We start from the raw sequence: 20,836 nt of genomic DNA on the forward strand, positions 1-20,836 counted from the left end.
GACAATACGGTAAATATGATTTAGATTCCAAGTTTTAGTGTGGAAAACTTAAGGGGGTTTAAAATTCGCATTATACTTAATTGCAATAGGCTAGTCAAGGGGATATAAGCCACTTTTTAAGATTTATGCTACTTACTTATTTTTTACTTAATTCTAAAATCTATTTGAAGCCTTGCAAGACAAAGATTCTAGCTGCAATATAGAATCTAACCTATGTCTCTACCCTATCAAAGATACCTCACACAACTGCTCACCTTGCTTTCTCAAAGGATACACAATAAAGCCTCGTATTTGCTTATGCTCTTTAGATTCTTTATCCTTGCCATACCGCCTTAGAAACTCCATATATTCACGCACCTGCTGTTTATGAGAATCTTCATCACTTGTTGCACTCTTATAATCTAGCACAATCCACTCTTTCTTATCATACAAAAGCGTATCCATACGATAGAGGCGATTTTCTGCCTTGTAACTCACTTCACACCTAGCCATCTTGCTTCCAAGCAGATTCTTAAACTCCACACTTTGCATACACGACATAGCTTTTTGCATACAATCTTGTATATTTTCAAGTGTGAGTGCAAAACCATAGCGATTAAATAAAATACTCTGTATATCTTTCACGCTCATTTTATAGCCCAAATGCAGCTCAAACACACTATGCAAGGCATTTCCAAAAATAATATTACGCCAACTCTGCGAATCAAAAATGCCCTTACTTTCACTCTGTTCCACACGCACAAAATCATCTTGCTCCCCAAGCTTTGGCATTGTATAAAGAAGGCTTTGCATATTTTGCATATTGTGGCTTTTTGACTTAGAAACAAGCTTAGGAATGTCATCAAACTGCCTAGAATTTTCAAGCCCTAGAATCTCAAACTTCCCTTTAGATTTTTGCATCACACTTAGCCCACATTTTGCCCTTGTGAAAGCCACATACAACACATTATGCTTTTCTTGATTAGCATATACATTATATGATTGTAACGCCCCATTATACGCAATATCAAACACTTCACGATGTGGCATTTTATAATAAAGCTGACTCATACTAGCCCCGTGATACTCTATAATAAACCTATCACTACTATTATTTTCTCTGCCTAGCCTATCGCATAAAATCACATATTTAAACTCCAAACCCTTTGATTTGTGAATAGTCATTATTTTTACACCCTGATTGCTTTGTGTTGGGGCATTACAAAGCAGTGAAGGTATCTCTTGTAAAAACTCTTCAATACTCCTATATTCACAACTAAGCTCCAAAAATCGCCAACTCACACTTTGGGCTAAATCTAGCTCTTCAACCAGTGCGAGTATGACCTGCGATGGAGATATGTCAATGTCTAAATGAAGCGATTTGAGCTTATGTAACACAAGGTGAGATGACCCAGATTCTCCCACACAATCGCCAAAATACGATTCTCCAAGTAATTTGAGAATGCTTTTTTCATAGAGTTTTAGCTCTCTATATAGCCTTGCTCTTTCATCATTCTTCTGTCTATTCTCCCATTGCTCCTGCTTGTGAAGTTTAGAATCTACAACAATACACTTCAACGCATAAAGTAAAATTTTCACTTCCTTTTTTTCAAAAAGCCTAGAGTTTGTTTCAGTTACGATATTTAAGTGGGGCATTTGAGCTTGAATAGATTCTTTAAGTGTTAAAATATCATTATTTTTGAAAACCAAAATCGCAATATCATCTTCATCTGCCCCCTGCCCTAGCAATGCCCCCAGCTCATCAACCACTTGTGATACAAGGACATTATCTACCTTTTGAGCTTCCTTTTCTTCCTCACCCACAGGGGCAAAAACTCGCACAAAGCCTATCTCTTGCTCCTTGCTCTCTTGCCTTAAAGTATGCGGATATGCTTGATTAATATAATTTTCAAAGCAACGCGAAAAAGTAGCATTATTAAAGTCAATCACGCGTTTGCTTGAGCGGTAATTATATTCAAGATTCTCTTGTGTCAAAGCCTTTGTAGCCTCTTCAAAAACGCCCGAAAAACTCCCGCGAAACATATAAATACTTTGCTTCTCATCGCCTACAATAAATACACTTCTATCGCCTATGCGTCCATTCCCGGATTGTATTTCATCAATTATAGGTCGCAAAATTTGATACTGCATACAGCTTGTATCTTGAAATTCATCAAGCAAAATATGCGTAATCTTTTCATCTAAACGAAAATAAAAAAACTCCCTGTCTATGTTTTGTGTGAGCAACTCATAATTTTTCATACTCACAGATTCAAAATCTAGCACATTTTTGCTTTTTAGCACTCGCTGTTGTGCGTTTTTAAACCGCGTAAGATAATGTAAAATCCGCAATAGAATCTGCCTTTGCTTTTGATGATAATACATCACAAAAAGCCCATAAATCCTTTCACGCACAGATTCCATAGATGATAAATCATACTTTTTGAGATAAGAATGGTTATCCCAATTTATTAGCATATTAACCGCTTCTATCCGCATAATATCATCAAATGTTTTATCAAATAGCTTTATCGCCCTCGTAGTAGCATTTTGCCTTTTAAGCTCATCACACACCTTAGTCATATTTATAGTAATCTCTTGAGTGATTTGCTCCAAGCTTAAGCCCTTGGTATCAATCTCATCATAACAAGAATCTAGCAAAATATTATGCGGTAAAAAGGAAAAACTATAAAGCATAGCTAAAAAATCCTGCAACTTTAACCCTTGGGTAAAGCAAAATCCAACAAATTCCTTTATCTCTTTAGACGAAAGTGAGCTTAAAAACATCTCATACATCTCGCCCTTATCTATCTGCCCTATCTCAAACCTTGAAGACACGCCCACATACCAGCAAAATTTTTTCAAAACAGAGTGAAAAAATGAATCAATAGTCGTAATGCGTGAGCTACTTTGCATAAAAGTATGATACAAAGCAGCAATATTTTCACTTATTTGATTATGACTTAGCCCCTTTTGCAACAAAGCCTTATAAATATCATTGCTTTCAAAAGTGCCTGTCTCAAAACTTAATAAAAGACTTTTAAGATGCTCATAGATTCTGCGATACATCTCATTTGAAGCTTTTTTTGTAAAAGTGAGTGTTAGAATCTGATGTGGATTTGCCCCTTGAAAAAGCAAATATATAAAACGCAACGAAAGGCTAAAGGTCTTCCCACTTCCTGCCGATGCTTTAAGTGCCAAAAACTGCTCTTGCATAGTCTATTCCTTATAAAGATTCTTTTTTTACATTGTTATTAAGAGAGTTTAAATTATAACCCAACTCGCAAACTTTTTGCAAATTTTAACCTTGATTACACTTTGCTAAACTTTTATGATACAATAACACTTAAATTATATAAAAATCACTATAAATTTTAAGGAGTTATATATGTCAAAAAGTCTTTATGATACGCTTGAAATAAGCGAAAATGCTTCACAAGATGAGATTAAAAAAGCCTATCGCAAGCTAGCGAGAAAATATCACCCTGACATTAATAAAGATTCTAGAGCAGAAGAGAAGTTTAAAGAAATTAACGCTGCGTATGAAGTTTTAAGCGATGAAAATAAAAAAGCACAATATGATCGCTTTGGCGATACAATGTTTGGTGGGCAGAATTTCCACGACTTTTCACGCTCACAAGGCAGTGGGGCAAACCTTGATGATATTCTTGCTTCAATCTTTGGGCAAGGCGGCTTTGGTGCGGGTAATGGCAGTGGATTCTTCGGTGGAGGATTCGGCGGATTTGGCGGTGGTAGCGGAGATTTTGGCTTTTCAAACTTCAATGCCCCAAATCTTGATGTGCAAGAAAATATCCAAATCCCATTTGAAAATGCCGCCCTTGGTGGAAGCTATCATTATAGTGGGCGAAGCGGGAGCTTTGATATTAAGATTCCAGTCGGGCTAAAAGATAATGAAACAATCCGCCTAAGAGGCAAGGGTAATTCACAAAATGGACACTCTGGGGATTTGCTCCTTAAAGTCAAGGTGCTAGATTCAGCTGAATTTATAAGAGAAGAAGATGATCTACATAAAATCATTGACATTTCACTAAAAACTGCCCTTTTTGGCGGCAAAGTCTCGCTTTCAACGCTTTATGAGGAAGTTACACTCACAATCCCGCAAAATACAAAAAACAACCAAAAATTCCGCATTAAAGGCAAAGGGATTAAAAACCGCAAAAGTGGGATTTTTGGGGATTTATATGTGAAAGTAAATGTTATCTTACCCCGCATAGATGAGCTAAGCAAAGAATCACAAGAAATGCTAAAAACCCAGCTTCCATAATCCAAGCAAAATCAAATAAGGAACGAGAAAATGTATAGTTATGATGAGCCGGTTTATCTTATTAGCGTGGTAGCAAAGATTCTAGAAATCCACCCCCAAACCTTGCGTCAATACGAAAAAGAGGGCTTAATCCAGCCCGGACGCACCGATGGCAAAATGCGTCTCTACTCACAACGAGATATTGATAAGATTAAAACCATACTCAAACTTACACGCGATATGGGTGTGAATCTAGCAGGTGTGGATATTATCCTACGGTTAAAAGAACGGCTTGATGAGCTTGATAAAATGGCAGGAGATTTGCGTGAGGATTTAGCCAAACATCAAGGCAAAACAAATGTCTTACAATCACATCAAAGCTCTTATGAAATCATTTTGTTCAAAAAAAAGTAAAGTTTTCATTTGCTAAATCTCGCCGCCCTACTCCGCCCAGAATCTTTACAAGATTTTATCGCCCAAGAGCATATCATCGCACCTGATACGCCCCTTTTTAAAATGCTAAAACACAACGCCTTGTCACATTGTTTTTTTTATGGACCACCCGGCAGTGGTAAAACCACTCTTGCTGCACTCATTGCCAAAGAACTGAATAAACCTTTTATGAGTTACAACGCCACAAGCTTTAAAATAGAAGAGCTTCGGCAGTTTGTCAAAAGCTATGAGAATACCCTATTCCAGCCCATTATTTTTATTGATGAAGTTCATCGCCTTACCCGCACCCAGCAGGAAGTCTTACTGCCTATTATGGAATCTTATAGTGCCATTATCCTAGGGGCTAGCACTTATAATCCTTTCCATTCTCTTACAAATGCTATCCGCTCTCGTAGCTTCCTTTTTGAGTTAAAGCCCCATTCCAACGCCCATTTAGATTCTATTTTAGAGAAAGCCTTAGCCTATGTAAAAGATTCTAAACATATCCACATAGAGCTTGAATCCCAAGCAAGGGAGTATCTTATCCATTCAAGTGTGGGTGATGCAAGAGCTATGCTAAACCTGCTTGATGCCATAATCAGCACGGGAGAGCATCATATCTCACTGCAAGGCTTAAAAGCCCTGCGTCCCTACGCTCTGCACGATGGGGCAAGTGAGAGTGAAAGCCACTACACGCTTATAAGTGCCTTAATCAAGTCTATTCGCGGCAGTGATGTCAATGCAAGTGTGTATTATTTAGCACGGCTTATTGCGGGAAATGAGAATCCGGAGTTTATCGCAAGGCGACTTGTGATTTTAGCTAGTGAAGATATAGGCAATGCCAACCCAAACGCCCTAAATCTCGCCACTAGCACGATGATGGCTGTAAGTAAAATCGGCTATCCTGAATCTCGCATTATCTTATCTCAATGCGTGATTTATCTTGCTAGCTCACCTAAAAGCAACACCGCCTATAACGCCATAAACGCCGCCCTTGATAGCATTAAGCAAGGCTGTGTGCTGGAAGTGCCAAGTCAAATTCTGCCAGATTCTAGCTCGTATCTCTATCCGCATAATTTTGGTGGCTGGGTGGAGCAAAGCTACCTTGCACAAGATTTACATTTTGTAGAATCCACCACCAAAGGCTTTGAAAAAACGCTCAATGAGTGGCTAGAGAAAATTAAAAATAAAGAGAAAATCACAAACACAAGCAAAGATAAAGGAACAGAAAATGCCTAGATTCTATTTTTATGCCTTGCTTATGCTTTGTGCTATCTCCTATACCTTGGGAGCGGGTATTGATGTCAATCCTGATAAACGCAGTTGGCATATTGAGCTAAAGCGTATCTCAACAAATCTAAGTTCTACTACAATCCAAGGGCAAGATGAATATGTAAAGTTTTCAGATAGCCGTATTAAGGGCGATTCACAGCTTATCGCTCAAGGCTACTTTGATTTAGGGCTTGACTTTTATGCACCGCGTTATGTCGTGTTTAACTCCACTCTTGCCGAGTATGGACGCACCATTCTTGTGCGAGATGATGAAAGAATTAGCAACACTACATTAGATAGAATCTTAATTACCACCGATTACACACACAGAATCTGGTATGTCCCAACATTTGCAGGGGGCTTTGAAATCGGTCCATTTCTCAAGGCAAACTACCAAACCGGCTTTGAAAATAGGCGGCAAATCACACGACTTAACGCGGGAGTAAAACTTTTTGATGGGGTGTATATCAAAGATTTACATTTTAACGCCTTTGGGGAAAAGGACTTCTCACTGAAAACAGAATCTGAAAACTATGGCTGGGAGGGCGGTATCAAACTTGAATATAAATTTAATAAAGATTCAAAGTTTTACTACTTTACAAACTTTCGCCACTATCTTTACAGCTCCGCCTCACAGGAATACAATCCACTCTATCAGCTAGAAATAGAAGTGCGTTTAGATACAAAATTTTACAAAAGACTAGCTATTGCTCCATTTGTGAAATACTATGCCCTGCAGGGACGCAATATCCCAACAAAAGGCGATAATCTCCTGCTTGGATTCTCATTCTCATTCGGGCATATATTCCTTGATGCGACAAAAAAGCAGGAACTCACCCAGATGTAAAGCCCAAGCCAATAACAGAATCTTAAAACAATACAAATTTTAAAAATAGAATCTCACAAAGTAGGTAAATAGGGGTTTAACAAACTGCAGAATCCCAAGTCCTATGTATTGATTTAACAAAGTCCTGCAAGATTCTGCAAAAGGAAGTTTATATGAAAAAACTGCCCTAGCCTTTTATAAAAAAGCTAAGGGCAAGTCAAGCTTTTAGATTCTTAGCAGGTCTTAGAATCTATTAGAAGCTAAATGTATAGCGAACACCTGCATTGTAGTTGCGAGATGCACTAGCTTTTACGCTCCATGTGTCATCTTTGACATCAAACATTGTCGTTGCAATAAAAGGCACTCTTGCAAAAATTTCAACGCCGTGTTGTTTAGCAAATACACCACGCAAACCAGCATTAAGAGCTAAATCAAAGCCTGTTGTTGAAACTTTTTTACCAGAATCTTTAATTTGATCTTTAAGTCCATCTACTGCTTTTCCACTCCAAGTGTTAGCACCAAGTCCAAGACCTAAGAATGCACCAAAGTCCATACCATCAGAGCTTACAAAGTTATAAAGTGCATCTACATTCACACCATAGTTAATGGCATTTAATGCTACTTTTTCAGTATTCACTTTGATTTTAGAGCTATTGTAGTCAATATTTGCATAATAGCGAAGTCCAAAGCTATCAGTAAAGAATTGCTTATAACCAGCTACTAAGCCATAGTTTAAGCCACCGCCACTCATTGTTTCTTTTGTTGATACACCGTCGATTGACGCTTCAGCTTTAACACTGCTTCCACCAAAGCCTAAGCCCAAACCTACAAATACTCCGCTTTCTTCTGCTACAACTACGCTACCTGTAAGAGCCATAGCTGCAATAGAACTCACTAACAATCTTTTCATTGTTATTCTCCTTGTTGTAATTTTTGCTTGTTTTAAAAACATAGCGGAGCGATTGTAGCACCCCCCCCCCCCCCCCCCCATTTGCCTTAAAATAAGGCAAATGATAAGAAAAAGTAAAATTGATGTAACAAAATGTAATAATCTTGTAAGGTTTGAAAAATAAATATTTTGTGTAAGGGTAAAGTATAAAAAGTAAGTTGTCTAAAAAATACTAAGAAAGATAGTGGGGAACTTAGAATCTATGGCGGGGTTTATAAGCCATAACGGGCGATTTTATGACGCAAGACTTCTATATTCATACCTAGCATATCACTTGCTTTTTGTAAATCATTGTGAGATTCTGTAAGTGTTTGGGCGATGAGCTGTTTTTCTAGCTCACTTATGCCTTGTTTTTGTGATGAATTACCACCAAGTGCCTGACTGCGAGATTCTAAACATAAATCCTTTGGGCTTATCTCTTCATTTTCACTTAAAATCCCCGCTCGCTCCACGACTGAAAGCAACTCTCGCACATTGCCATACCACTCGTAACTAAGCAATGCGTCCTTTGCCTCTTTGGAAAATCGCTTCTGCCCTAAGCCATACTGCATACAGACAGATTCTAGCTTCCACTCACTGAGAGGTAAAATCTCTTCCTTTCTCTCTTTGAGTGGTGGGATAGATAAAGGAATAGTCTGCAAGCGGAAAAATAAATCCTCTCTAAACTCATTTTTTGCAATCTTAGCTTGAATGTTGGCATTTGTCGCAGAGATAAAACGCACATCAATTTTAATGGGCTTTGAACTGCCTAGTCGTGTAACGCTTTTTTCTTGCAAAACACGCAAAAGCTTTGCTTGAAGGCTCAAGGGCATTTCGCCGATTTCATCTAAAAACACACTTCCACCATTAGCATCTTCTAAAATGCCCGGTTTTGGGCTTGTGGCGTCTGTAAAAGCTCCTTTTTCATAGCCAAAAAGCTCAGATTCTAATAAATGCTCGGGGATTGCTGCCATATTAATGGCAATAAATGGTGCATTTGCACGGGAGGAATGTTTATGGATAAAGTTTGCAAACACATCTTTACCTACACCACTTTGCCCTAAAATCAGCACACTTGCATCAGTCTTAGCCACTTTAAGTGCGATATTTTTTGCCTCTTCTAGCTTTAGAGAAGTGGAGATAAAATCTTTAGTAGGTTTCTGGGATTTGTGGGCATTTGTAGAATCTTGGGGCTTTGTGGGGTTTTGCGTGATTGTATGCACTTTATGACTTCGCTCTATGGCTTCAATGAGTGCTTCTATCTCAAAACCTTTAACAAGAAAATCTTTCACACCCAAGCGGATAGACTTAATCGCATTTTGCACAGAGGCATTACCTGTGATAACAATGGCTTCATATCGCCCATTTAGCTCTTGCAAAAAGCTTAGTCCGTCCATTTGGGGCATATTAATATCAGTAATCACGAGATGAAAACTATCATCAAGCTTTTTTAGGGCATCTTTTGGATTCTTAAAACTTACAATCTCATATTGCGGATAGTCTTCAAAGGCTGTCTCTAAGGACTTTCTATAATTAATATCATCTTCTATAATGGCAATTTTCATCTCTCCCCCTTGGCTAAAATATACATCACTATGCTTTTATCAACAAGCTTTGCCCTAATCCTTGTTGGAGCTATCTCAAGGCTGACTTTTGAGCTTATGGCGTTATTCCTACCTTTTGTGCTTTCACGCACATTCACTTCATATCCATACAAACACTCAAGCACCTGCTCTTTTTCCTGCTTTAAAACAGATGAGATGAAATAGGGCATATCGTCCATTATAAGATATCTACTCGCATCAATCTCACACTCCTTTGTGATATGATACCCGCTCTTTTCTTGCATTACTTGCGACACGCGGTAACGCTCACGCTGGGCTAGATTATCTTGACTAACAACTTTGTATGAAATAAGCAACTCAACTTCTAGCCCATCAAGTCGCTCATTATATGGAAGTAAATCAAGCTTATTTGCCCCAAAGACGCAAACATAAGCCCCAAGCATAAGCCAAGCTACAAGTTTATAACGCATAGAATCTCCCATTCTCGCACTAATCTTCTTGTGTTAATCCCTCTTCTTCATCATCTTCTTTTGGCTCTTTGGGGCAGACATTGGCGTAAGCGACTTTATCATTACCAACATTGACAATTTTCACGCCACTTGTATTACGCCCTGCTTCGCGTATGGCTTCGGTATCTACGCGTATCATTTTGCCCGAGCTTGTCAGCACCATTAAATCCATATTTTCATCATTGATATTGACCACACTCACAAGTTTGCCCGTTTTTGGAGTAAGCTTCATTACAATCACACCCTTACCTGCACGCGATTGTAGCCTATACTCTCTTGCCAGTGTTTGCTTACCAATGCCCTGCTCACTCACGGTTAAAAGCTTATCTGTATCGCTTGTGATTGTCGTTGCCGCAATGACGCAATCTTCACTTGCCTTAAACTTAATGCCCGTTACCCCGCGACCCACCCGTCCAATCTCTCGCAATTCATCAATACCAAAGCGGATACACATACCCTGCTGTGTAGCGATAAATAGCTCTTTGACACTTGAGCCTACGATATGTGCGGTTACTAGCTCATCATTCTCATCAAGGTTAATCGCCCTTACCCCCACACTGCGGATATTGCTGTATTCTTTGAGATTTGTGCGTTTGACAATACCATTTTTAGTGAAAAACACAAGCGATTTGTCATCATTAAAATCAGTCGTTGTGATAGTTGCCATAATCTTTTCATCAGGGGAGAGATTAATAAGATTCACAACTGCCTTGCCAATGGCTGTGCGACCCGCTTCTGGAATCTTATAGACTTTGAGCCAATAGAGCTGTCCTTTATTAGTAACAAACATAATCGTATCGTGCGTATTTGCCACAAAGAAAGATTCAATAAAGTCATCTTCGTGCGTATTCCCGCTAATCTTACCTTTACCACCACGATTTTGCTTTTCATAAGTTTTAAGTAGCACTCGCTTGACATAGCCGCGATGACTCATTGTTACCACAACTTTTTCATTTGGGATTAAATCCTCTATATCAATGCTGTCATAGTCCTCTTCAATCTGTGTTTTGCGTTTGGAGCTAAACTTTTCTTTTATCTCTAAAAGCTCATCTTTTACGATACTTTTTAACTTTTCTTCACTTTTAAGGATAGATTCTAAATATGCGATTTGTTCTTGTAGCTCGGCATATTCCGCATTAATCTTATCTCGCTCTAACCCTGTCAAGCGTTGCAAACGCATTTCAAGTATGGCTTTAGCTTGTAGCTCACTTAAACTAAACTTCTCTACTAACGCATTTTTTGCTTCTTCTGTATCTTTTGACGCACGAATAATGCGGATAATCTCATCAATATTATCAAGGGCTATGATTAAGCCCTCCAAAATATGCGCTCTAGCCTTAGCCTTTTCAAGCTCAAAAATACTTCGGCGGATAATAATCGTCTTGCGATGAGCAATAAAAATCTGCAATAGCTCAAGGAGATTAAAAATCTTTGGCTCTTTGTTATTAATTGCAAGAAGTATGATTCCAAAGGTGCTTTCCATTGTGGTGGATTTAAAAAGATGATTAAGCACTATTTCGCTCATCGCATCGCGTTTTAGCTCAATGACTACGCGTATCCCTTCCCTATCGCTTTCATCTCGCACTTCTGCAATGCCTTCTATAATCTTTTCTTTAGCAAGTTCGGATATTTGCTCCACAAGCTTGGCTTTATTGACTTGATAAGGCACTTCATCAATGACAATCACATCTTTTGTCTTTGTTTTTTCAATATGCACCTTTGCACGCACACGGATTCTACCTCGCCCAGTGCGGTAAGCCTCTAAGATTCCCATCTTGCCATAGATAATCCCACCTGTTGGAAAATCCGGTCCTTGCACAAGTTCAAGCACATCATCAACATTTTGCGTGTTGTTATCAATCACAAAAATAAGTACGTCAATAATCTCATCAATGCGGTGTGGCGGAATAGAAGTCGCCATACCCACAGCAATACCACTTGAGCCATTTACAAGCAAATTTGGGATTCTACTAGGCAGGACATCTGGCTCACTTAGCGTATTATCATAGTTTGGCACAAACTCCACCGTGTCCTTATCAATATCGCGTAGCATTTCTTCACTCGCACTTGTCATACGTGCTTCAGTATAACGCATAGCCGCCGCACCATCACCATCAATGGAGCCAAAGTTCCCCTGCCCATCTACAAGCTCAAGTCGCATAGAAAAGTCCTGTGCCATACGCACAAGTGCATCATACACGGCTATATCGCCGTGTGGGTGGTATTTACCAATCACATCGCCAACAATCCTAGCACTTTTCTTATAAGGGCGGCGGGGAGAGAGGCTTAGCTCATTCATTGCATATAAGATTCTCCTATGCACCGGCTTTAGTCCATCTTTAGCATCTGGTAATGCCCGCCCCACAATAACACTCATTGAATAATCAAGATAACTCTCCTTAATAGAATCATCAATCTTTACTTCCACACTTTTATCTTCTAGTAGGCTATCCATTCTCTCTCCAAAACGATTTTTTACAAAGTGATTTTTAAAGGTAGGATTCTAGCCCAAATTGACTAAAAATAGGCTTACTCCTAAGCAAAAAGAACTATAATAACCCATTTATCTTTTCCCAAAGGTTTGTTATGGATAGTATAGAAAAAATCGTTCTTCTTTGCCTTATGGGCTTTTTTGGTGCAATCACACCCGGACCTGATATTTTACTCACACTCAAAACAACTCTTCGGTATGGAATTTTGCAAGGATTTAAAGTGCTTTTTGGCATAGCAAGTGGGTGGTTTTTGTATCTAGGGATTATTTATGTGGGGCTAAGCCATTGGCTTAATACCCCCATTATTCAGCTTATCCTTAGCTTTGTTGGTGGAGGCTATTTGCTCTATCTTGCTTTTGCTATGCTAAATGCCACGCCCTACACACTAGATTCTACGCACAATGTCAAAAAAGATGGCTTTTTGCAGGGCTTAATCCTTAATGTCTCTAATCCTAAGGCTATTTTGTTTTTTATCTTTTTGGTTACACCTTTTGTTGATGAAAATATCAAACTTGGACTTGTGGCATTGTGGTGTTCGCTTTTTGCCGCTTTTGTTTTTGTGATTTTGAGTGCAAACATAGCAAGAAGTTACATTAATGCAAAGACTTTTTATGTGATTGATAGAATCTGTGGCGTTTTATTTGCTATTTTTGCGTGGCTTTTGTGCTTTGAATGTGGAGAGATTGTTGCTACATTATTGCTTTAATTTCACGAGATTCTATAACAAGATTCTAGGGCTAGATCTACCACAGCCGCAATTCTGTATTTGTCTTTTTATACAGACTATCGCCCTTTCCATCAAGGTCATATTCCACCGCAAAACCATATTTTATATCCGTAACACCTGATTTTTTAATGCGGATATTCTCATAAGTATCAGTTGGGATTTTTAAGCTCCCCACAGATGCATTTGAACGCGGTGGAATCTTTTTGCTCACTTCCGCTTCGCTGATTAAATCTCCATTGATATACAATGCAATGTAATTAATAGTAGCAAACTTATCGCTTGTATTGTTAATGCTGATATTCACGCTTCCTTGCCCAAGATTAAATGAAGAGGCATTGAGCGTAATATCAGCATTTTTAATACTCACAGCAGGCAGAGAGCGAGTAGCTAAAATATAACGCGCAGGTGTATCGCCCTTATGATTTTCCGCATACATATCCGCACCATTAGAAAGTAAAAGGCTTATCATTTCAGGATTCTTTTTCATCACTGCATAATGCAGGGGCGTATTTCCCAAATGCTCATCGGCAACTTTGACTTTAGCCCCCTTGCTAATCAATGCTTTAGCAAATTTGAGATTATTCAAAGCCACAACCTTAAGCAATGGTGTCTCGCCGTGAGAGACTGCATTGACATCAGCTCCGCGTTCAATCAAAAGATATAAAATCTCTAGATTCCCTTTCCTTGCCGCATCATAAAGCGGTGTGCTTCCACGCAGTCTAGCTTCAATGTCAGCCCCAAGATTTATGCCCTTACGCACCTCTGTGTAGTCATTGCTAAAAAGCAAATAATTATATCTATCATTTGCCCCATAGCTTAGACTTACAATAATGGCTAATATTGCTAAGTAGATTCTCATTTTTGCTCCTTTTATTTTCTCTCTATATTTATCTCAAGCTTGTCCCGTAGGATTCAAATGCTTTTTGCTTAAAGCTTTAATCTTTTGATAGATAGAATCAAAATCCATTCCATAAGTGCGAGTATCAGCTATGCTTGTAATAAAATTTGTATCGCCTACATATCGTGGCACAAAATGTATATGTAAATGCTCTGGGATTCCAGCTCCACCTGCTTTTTTGATATTTATCCCCATATTTACCCCTTGTGCACCATACTCATACAGCACAGACATCGCCTTATGTGAAAGTGTGTGTAGATGAAGCCACACTTCAAGAGGCAATTTCTCTGGGGAATCGCAATGGGACAAAGGCAAAAGCATAAAATGCCCGGGTGTGTAGGGGTAAAGATTCATAACACCAAAGACAAAATCATCACGATAGATTACACGATTTTTCTCATCATCTTGCGGATTGTTGGCAATATGGCAAAACACGCACCCCTCAATGCAAGAGCCAAAATATTCACTCCTCCAAGGTGCGTAGATTCTATCCATTCTTTACCCCTTACATACAGAATCTTGCAAAATCTTACAGAATCTCAAATATAGCTTGGTGCGTCATTACTAAACAGCACCAAATCATGCGGTTGAGAGCAGGATTTCAGCATATCTTCAAGCATAGACTTATCTTTAATAATAATTTTTTGCGTGTTGTGTATGTTATCAGCAAGTGTCCTAGCATTCAACTCTCCCGTGATAATCGCAATATCAAAGACTTCATCAATGGCTTTTGCAAGTTCAATATTTGCCTCCTTTGTGCTTTCCACAATGCCGGGTGTTACGATGATCTTGCGTCCTTCATAGAGTGAAGAAAGCCTTATAGCTTCCTTCATACCCTTAAGATTCCCATTAAAGCCATCATCAATAATGAGCTTTTGATTTGTTTGAATCTTATTGAGCCTATGCGGGATTGGCTCAATCCTTTTCACCGCTTTTTGAATCTCCTCCACCCTAAGCCCAAGCTCAACCCCCATATAAATCGCCGCACTTAGATTCACAACATTAAACTGCCCTAGCACCATTGTGTCAAAGCGATGCCATTCATTTTTAATAAATAGCTCAAAGCTTGTGCCTTCAAGGTTTGCCTCTACATTTCGCACATTTTCAGGAAAATATGTGATTTTTTTAGCAAGGGCATTATCAAGATTCTGCGGTTTTAGATTATCTTTAAACACAAAAGCTTTTTTGAGCCTTTTGCTTTGCAATAACTCAAATTTTGTCTCAACAATATTTTCTAAACTTTTAAAATACTCTAAATGCTGCTCCCCTACTTCGCCTATCACAGCATAATGCGGATTAATAAACTCACTAATCAAAGCAATATCACCTTTCAAACGCGCCCCAGCTTCAGTGATGTAAATCTCTGTGGTGTAATCAAGGTTATTATTAATATCAGCCACAATGCCTGTGTGCGTATTGACACTACGCGGCGTGGCATACACACGATACTTTTCTTTTAGAATCTGTGTGAGAAAGTTTTTCATACTCGTTTTGCCATAGCTCCCTGTTACGCCGATGATAATAAGACGCGACATAATATCAAGCTTCTCTTTCGCAAGGACGATGTAGCGATTAAGCAAAACATTTTCATATATTTTTGAAATCACACTCGCAAAGATGAGAGGCATTAAATCAAGCAATCCACTCTCAATATCAAGCATATAGCACAAAGATTCATTTAAAGCCATAAAGATAAAAAAGATCACAAAAAATTTCACAACACGAGGCGTGAAATTAAGCCTTTTATCAAGCTTTATAGCCCAAACCACAAGAGCGATAAAATACACCAAGCTCAAACTCACAAGGATATAATCACCCCAAGGGCTAAGCACAAAAAATCCGCCAACATAAACAACCAAGGGAAGAATAAAATAATACAAATGCCAAGAGCGTTTATGGTGCATAAACAGCACTCTTTTAAAACTATAATTATACCACTGCAAATTCGTCATTCCATAATATGCTAGACATAGTGCAAATGCCCATTGTGCTATCGTATCAATGATTTGCATATCCATTATTTTCTCCTTATCTTAGAATCTCAAAACTATCAAATTCTGCCTTCGCAACATCACTTACTTCTATATGCGACACTTCACTTTTAATCGTGCCAACACTCAAAATCTCATAGAGTTTTTGTAAATCTTCCTTGCTTCCTTGTGCGACAACACGCACACTGCCATCGCTAAGGTTACACACATAGCCACTTATTTTCATCTCTTCTTCATTAATTACATCAACCTTTGCTTTCACAAAACGGCGGAATCCCACACCCTGCACCTTGCCAAAAACTAAAAACTGCCTACTTTGTTTCACACTTGCTCCTATATAATCGCTCCACTTCCAAACCTTGCTTTAAAAAAAAGTAGTGATCACCTTGCATTGGAAAAAATCTACTTTGCTTTATTAAACCTGCGATTTTCTCTCCACAAAAAAGCGGTGTAGCCTTATCAGATTCTCCCCAAAAAATACTCGCTACCCCGCCATACGAGCTAAACTCCCCTGAAAAATCCTCATCAACGACATTTTTAAAAGTTTGATACATTCCTTCATTCATCGCACTTACATCGCTTGAGCGGAATACCTTGCCTATACTCCTAAGCCCTAGTTTTCCCATTATCTTAGTTAAAGCGATTTTAAAACGCACTTTCAAAGGCTTTGGCACGATGATTCCAGCAGATGAGAGTAAAATCATCTCTTTTGGCTGACACAAAGTCGCTACCTTACCGCCAAAGCTATGCCCTACAATCACACATTCACTCGCTTCTATTTTAGCCACTTCCCGCATAAACTTCTGTATTATATTGGCATAATCCTGCGTATGTAAAGGCTTCTCATTAGGGCTATTGCCAAAGCCGGGCATATCTACATAAATATGACAAAACTCCCTAAAACACTTGCTAAAGGCAATTTTCATCAAGTCTTTATTACTCCCCCAGCCGTGTAAAAATAGCATCATAGGCGGTGAATCTTGAGATTCTAAAGAGCAAGATTCTAAATTTGGCTTTATTATCTCATAGCTTATATCAAAGATATTCCCCTGATACTCTATCCGCCTTTGTGCCATAGATTACTTTCCTTTTGCGTGATGAATGCGTTCAATATATTTATAGCTTACCTTGATAGAATGTTTTTTTGGCAAATTATGAGCCAAAGATTCAAGCACACAAGCAAAATCTTCAAATAAATAATTCGCCATAGACCCCGGAATGGGATTAATCTCATTCAAATACACTTCATTATCAATCACAAAAAAATCACAACGGATCAACGCCCCCTCAAAAGCGTTTTCATAAAGTTTGGCAAAATTTTGCTGAATCTGCTTTTCAAGCTCTTGGCTAATATCAGCTTTCAAAACCTGTGCTGTGCGAGAAAAGTCCAAATATTTATTTTCAAAATCTAGCATTTCTTTCTTACTTGGCTCTTCTACGATAGAGAATCTAAACTCATCACCTATCTTGCACCCAGCCAAATTATATTCTTTCACACCGCTTTTAAAGCACTCCACCACAATACTATCATCATACTCAAATGCTAAATCTTTAGCATATTCTAGCTCATCTTCTTTATTTACTACACTTACACCTATGGAGCTTCCAAGGCGAGATGGCTTTAAAATCAAAGGATAGGGCAAAGTGGGATTAGGGCTATTGCGAGTGAGTATCTCATAATCTAACACTTTCACGCCCCTTGATTGTGCGTAAATCTTTGTCAAAGCCTTGTTAAAACTCATCACACTAGATTCTATACGCGGACCAATAAAAGGAATATGATAAAAATCAAGCAACGCACTCATACTGCCATCTTCCCCATCTGCTCCGTGTATAAGGCTAATAAGCGTATTTGGGATAATCGCCTTAAAGCCAAAAAGAGATTTTTTTACAAATGAACTCCTTTGCAAAAAAATCTCTGTGCATTTTTTATACTCCCCTGAACTAAAAGTTTTAGACTTCATTAGCGTTGCGGGAATAAGGTAGAATCTATGCAAAGAATCTAAAAAAATAAAATTTGATATTCTCTCCCCTAGCACCTTTTTTAACGCCACCGCACTCACAATGCTAATCTCGTGCTCAAAGCTCACGCCACCAAAGATTACATCAAATTTCATTTTTTTCCTTTTGTTTTTTATATTTTTTATCACGCTCTAATTCCAAGGCTAGATATTTGCCCGTATAACTGCCACTTTTTGAATGATTTTTGACAATCTGCTCCACAGAACCACCATCCACGACTTTGCCGCCCCCTGCTCCACCTTCTGGACCAATATCAAGGATATAATCCGCGTTTTTAATCATATCTAAATTATGTTCAATAACAATAACAGAATTGCCCAAATCCACCAAATGATGTAGCACCTTTGTAAGTCTATCCACATCGGCAAAATGTAATCCCGTGGTTGGCTCATCAAGCACATAGAGTGTTTTGCCTGTGTCCTTGCGACTAAGCTCTTTTGCAAGTTTTATCCTTTGAGCTTCCCCACCGCTTAGTGTAATGGCATTCTGCCCTAGTGTAATATAGCCTAGCCCCACATCTTGCAAAGTTTGCAAACGCGAAGCAATCTTTGGCACTTTAGCAAAAAATTCCAACGCAGATTCAACACTCATACTTAACACATCAGCGATATTCTTGCCCTTATAGGTAATCTCAAGCGTTTGGGGATTGTATTTCGCCCCTTGGCACATATCACATTTCACCATAATATCTGGCAAAAAGTGCATTTCAATCTTAATCTCCCCTTCCCCTTGGCATTTCTCACATCGCCCACCTTTGACATTAAAGCTAAATCGCCCCGCCCCATAGCCACGAATCTTAGATTCTTTAACCTCAGCAAACAAAGAGCGTATATCGTCCATAAGATGCGTGTAAGTGGCTGGATTACTACGCGGAGTGCGTCCAACAGGGCTTTGATCTAAATAAATGACTTTGTCTAAATGCTCTAAGCCCACAATCTCAACGCCATCGCATTTTTGCACTTTTTTAGCATTGTTTAAAAGCTCTTGTGCCACAGGCAAAAGCGTTTGTAAAATAAGAGAGCTTTTTCCGCTCCCACTCACCCCCGTTACGCACACAAACTGCGATAATGGAATCTTGGTGCTAAGTGAGTGAATATTATTAATGCTGACATTTTTGATACCTAGCCAATGCGTAGTCTTCCGTTTATGCGGATACTCAATAATCCGCTCTCCTTTGACATACTCCGCTGTCAGCGTGTGAGATTCTAATAATGCCTTAACATCACCGCTAAAGACAACTTCCCCTCCACGCAGTCCCGCTTCTGGTCCAATATCTACAATATAATCCGCATTTAAAATCGTCTCTTTGTCGTGTTCTACCACAATAACACTATTGCCCTTTTCCTGCAAACTCCGCAAGGTTTTAATAAGCCGCAAGGTATCTCGCTCGTGCAGTCCAATGCTAGGCTCATCAAGCACATACATCACGCCTGTAAGCCCACTGCCGATTTGACTAGCAATGCGAATGCGTTGAGATTCTCCCCCGCTAATGCTTCTTGCATCACGCCCCAAACTCAAATAGCCTAGCCCCACATCATAGAGAAAAAATAACCTTTCTCTTATCTCTTTTAAAATAGGCTCTGCGATGAAGCTTTTTTGAGAATCTAAATAGGCAAAATGTGAGCTATCATTAAAAAACTCATACACCTTTTCAATAGGCAGACTGATAATATCCCCTATACCAAACCCTGCAACTTTTACGCTTAAAGATTCAGGCTTTAGGCGATGTCCATTACATTTTTGACACACCTTTTCTGTTGTATAATCGCCTAGCTCTTTATCATCTTTAAACATATCATACGCAATTTGCAAAATCCCCTTCCAAGGACGCTTTAATTTACTTGAACGCCAAGTGATTTCCACTTCCTCTTCTCGCCCATAAAGGAGTATGCTTTGTTGTGTGCTACTTAGCTCTTCAAAACTTGAATCTGGATTAATCTTAGCACTCTTACACAGAGCATAAAAAAGCTCGGCATAATAGTTGCGATTAAAGCCAAAAATGATTTTTATCCCACCTTTATTGAGTGGTTGAGATTTATCTAAAATCTTTTTAATATCAATAGCATACTTTGCCCCAAGCCCAGAGCAGTCCTCACACGCACCCTTTGGCGAGTTAAAAGAAAAGCCAAGTGGCTCTAGCTCTTCAAAGCTCACTTTACATTTAAAACACGCAAAATGCTCTGAATAATGCAAGATTTTTTTCTCACTCACAAGCTCTACTTCCACCTCGCCATAAGATTCTTTCAACGCCTTTTCCACACCTTGTGCGATGCGTGATGTATTCTCATCTGTGTTTGTTACCCTATCAATGACAACCTTAATCGTGTGCTTTTTATGCTTGGCAAGTTCAATTTCCTCATCAAGCCGCACCATCACACCATCTACCATTGCGTGGACATAGCCCTTTTGCCGCAAAGATTCTATTTTATCAGCAAAACTGCCCTTTTTCTCTTTCACAATGGGTGCTAGAAGTATGAGCCTTGAATCTTTAGGCAAAGAGAGAATCTGCTCAATAATATCCGTTTGACTCATTTGCGAAATAGATTCACCACATAAATGACAATGCTGAATCCCAACCCTCGCATACAGCAAACGCAAATAATCATAAATCTCTGTAATCGTGCCAACCGTGGAACGTGGATTTTTACTTGTAGTTTTTTGATCAATGGCAATAGCAGGTGTTAGCCCTTCAATCTTATCAACATTTGGCTTCCCCACCTTATCCAAAAACTGCCGAGCATAGCTTGAAAGCGATTCTATATATCGCCTTTGCCCTTCAGCATAAAGCGTGTCAAATGCTAGAGTTGATTTACCAGAGCCTGAAAGCCCGGTAAAAACAACAAGCTGATTTTTAGGGATACTCAAATTGATGTTTTTAAGATTATTTTCCCTTGCCCCTGTGATGTGAATATAATCATTTTTCAAAAATTA

17 protein-coding genes are annotated in these 20,836 nt (G+C 38.9%); 5 read left to right on the forward strand and 12 right to left on the reverse strand.

Annotation, left to right across the window (positions count from 1 at the left end):
• Positions 1-219: 219 nt before the first annotated feature.
• Complete coding sequence (locus HCN_RS06355) at positions 220-3,195, reverse strand: RecB-like helicase (protein ID WP_014666929.1); 2,976 nt, start codon at positions 3,193-3,195, stop codon at positions 220-222.
• A 172-nt stretch (positions 3,196-3,367) separates the two neighbouring features.
• On the opposite strand from HCN_RS06355, the gene HCN_RS06360 reads away from it, so the two are divergent.
• From HCN_RS06360 to HCN_RS06375, 4 genes are read left to right on the forward strand one after another with little or no spacing between them, the layout of a single operon-like run.
• The gene (locus tag HCN_RS06360; RefSeq protein ID WP_014666930.1) at positions 3,368-4,264 is read left to right on the forward strand and encodes a DnaJ family protein; all 897 of its coding nucleotides are present in this window, start codon (positions 3,368-3,370) and stop codon (positions 4,262-4,264) included.
• A 30-nt stretch (positions 4,265-4,294) separates the two neighbouring features.
• Positions 4,295-4,657, forward strand: a complete 363-nt coding sequence (locus tag HCN_RS06365; protein WP_002956354.1) for a heat shock protein transcriptional repressor HspR — start codon at positions 4,295-4,297, stop codon at positions 4,655-4,657.
• 9 nt (positions 4,658-4,666) lie between these two features.
• Positions 4,667-5,914 (forward strand): replication-associated recombination protein A, encoded by a 1,248-nt coding sequence (locus HCN_RS06370; protein ID WP_014666931.1) that lies wholly within the window; start codon positions 4,667-4,669, stop codon positions 5,912-5,914.
• Positions 5,907-6,794, forward strand: coding sequence for a hypothetical protein (locus tag HCN_RS06375; protein ID WP_002956352.1), 888 nt, complete (start codon positions 5,907-5,909; stop codon positions 6,792-6,794). Before HCN_RS06370 ends, HCN_RS06375 begins: the two co-directional genes overlap by 8 nt.
• Before the next feature lie 232 nt (positions 6,795-7,026).
• Here the strand turns inward: HCN_RS06375 and HCN_RS06380 are convergent, their stop codons facing one another.
• The 4 genes from HCN_RS06380 to gyrA all read right to left on the reverse strand — a co-directional run bounded on the left by HCN_RS06380 (position 7,027) and on the right by gyrA (position 12,230).
• Positions 7,027-7,683, reverse strand: coding sequence for an outer membrane protein (locus HCN_RS06380; RefSeq protein ID WP_014666932.1), 657 nt, complete (start codon positions 7,681-7,683; stop codon positions 7,027-7,029).
• Between the two features lie 251 nt (positions 7,684-7,934).
• Positions 7,935-9,266: a sigma-54-dependent transcriptional regulator gene (locus HCN_RS06385; RefSeq protein ID WP_014667579.1), complete on the reverse strand. Its 1,332-nt coding sequence runs from the start codon at positions 9,264-9,266 to the stop codon at positions 7,935-7,937.
• A complete protein-coding gene (locus HCN_RS06390; protein WP_002956350.1) occupies positions 9,263-9,736 on the reverse strand; it encodes a hypothetical protein in 474 nt (157 codons plus the stop codon). Before HCN_RS06390 ends, HCN_RS06385 begins: the two co-directional genes overlap by 4 nt.
• A 19-nt stretch (positions 9,737-9,755) precedes the next feature.
• Complete coding sequence (gene gyrA / locus HCN_RS06395; protein WP_014666933.1) at positions 9,756-12,230, reverse strand: DNA topoisomerase (ATP-hydrolyzing) subunit A; 2,475 nt, start codon at positions 12,228-12,230, stop codon at positions 9,756-9,758.
• Between the two features lie 131 nt (positions 12,231-12,361).
• Here gyrA and HCN_RS06400 point away from each other — a divergent pair, with 131 nt between their 5' ends.
• On the forward strand, positions 12,362-12,973 hold the full coding sequence (locus tag HCN_RS06400; RefSeq protein WP_002956348.1) for a LysE family translocator: 612 nt from the start codon (positions 12,362-12,364) through the stop codon (positions 12,971-12,973).
• A gap of 37 nt (positions 12,974-13,010) precedes the next feature.
• Here HCN_RS06400 and HCN_RS06405 read toward each other — a convergent pair whose 3' ends face one another.
• The 7 genes from HCN_RS06405 to uvrA are packed head-to-tail and all read right to left on the reverse strand — an operon-like array spanning position 13,011 to position 20,830.
• On the reverse strand, positions 13,011-13,853 hold the full coding sequence (locus HCN_RS06405; protein ID WP_002956347.1) for an ankyrin repeat domain-containing protein: 843 nt from the start codon (positions 13,851-13,853) through the stop codon (positions 13,011-13,013).
• 33 nt (positions 13,854-13,886) lie between these two features.
• The gene (locus HCN_RS06410; protein ID WP_014666934.1) at positions 13,887-14,387 is read right to left on the reverse strand and encodes an HIT family protein; all 501 of its coding nucleotides are present in this window, start codon (positions 14,385-14,387) and stop codon (positions 13,887-13,889) included.
• Positions 14,388-14,431: 44 nt separating this feature from the next.
• A complete protein-coding gene (locus tag HCN_RS06415; protein ID WP_014666935.1) occupies positions 14,432-15,910 on the reverse strand; it encodes a Mur ligase family protein in 1,479 nt (492 codons plus the stop codon).
• Between the two features lie 10 nt (positions 15,911-15,920).
• Positions 15,921-16,208 carry an acylphosphatase gene (locus HCN_RS06420; protein WP_014666936.1) on the reverse strand — a complete coding sequence of 96 codons (288 nt, stop codon included), beginning with the start codon at positions 16,206-16,208 and terminating at the stop codon, positions 15,921-15,923.
• Entirely contained in the window at positions 16,195-16,959 is a 765-nt protein-coding gene (locus HCN_RS06425; protein WP_002956344.1) for an alpha/beta fold hydrolase, read from the reverse strand. The genes HCN_RS06420 and HCN_RS06425 overlap by 14 nt, the downstream gene beginning before the upstream one ends.
• A 3-nt stretch (positions 16,960-16,962) precedes the next feature.
• Complete coding sequence (locus tag HCN_RS06430; RefSeq protein WP_014666937.1) at positions 16,963-18,000, reverse strand: D-alanine--D-alanine ligase; 1,038 nt, start codon at positions 17,998-18,000, stop codon at positions 16,963-16,965.
• The gene (gene uvrA, locus HCN_RS06435) at positions 17,990-20,830 is read right to left on the reverse strand and encodes an excinuclease ABC subunit UvrA (RefSeq protein ID WP_014666938.1); all 2,841 of its coding nucleotides are present in this window, start codon (positions 20,828-20,830) and stop codon (positions 17,990-17,992) included. Before uvrA ends, HCN_RS06430 begins: the two co-directional genes overlap by 11 nt.
• Between the last annotated feature and the right edge of the window lie 6 nt (positions 20,831-20,836).

Origin of the sequence: Helicobacter cinaedi PAGU611 (assembly GCF_000284635.1) — a bacterium.
Lineage (GTDB): Bacteria > Campylobacterota > Campylobacteria > Campylobacterales > Helicobacteraceae > Helicobacter_C > Helicobacter_C cinaedi.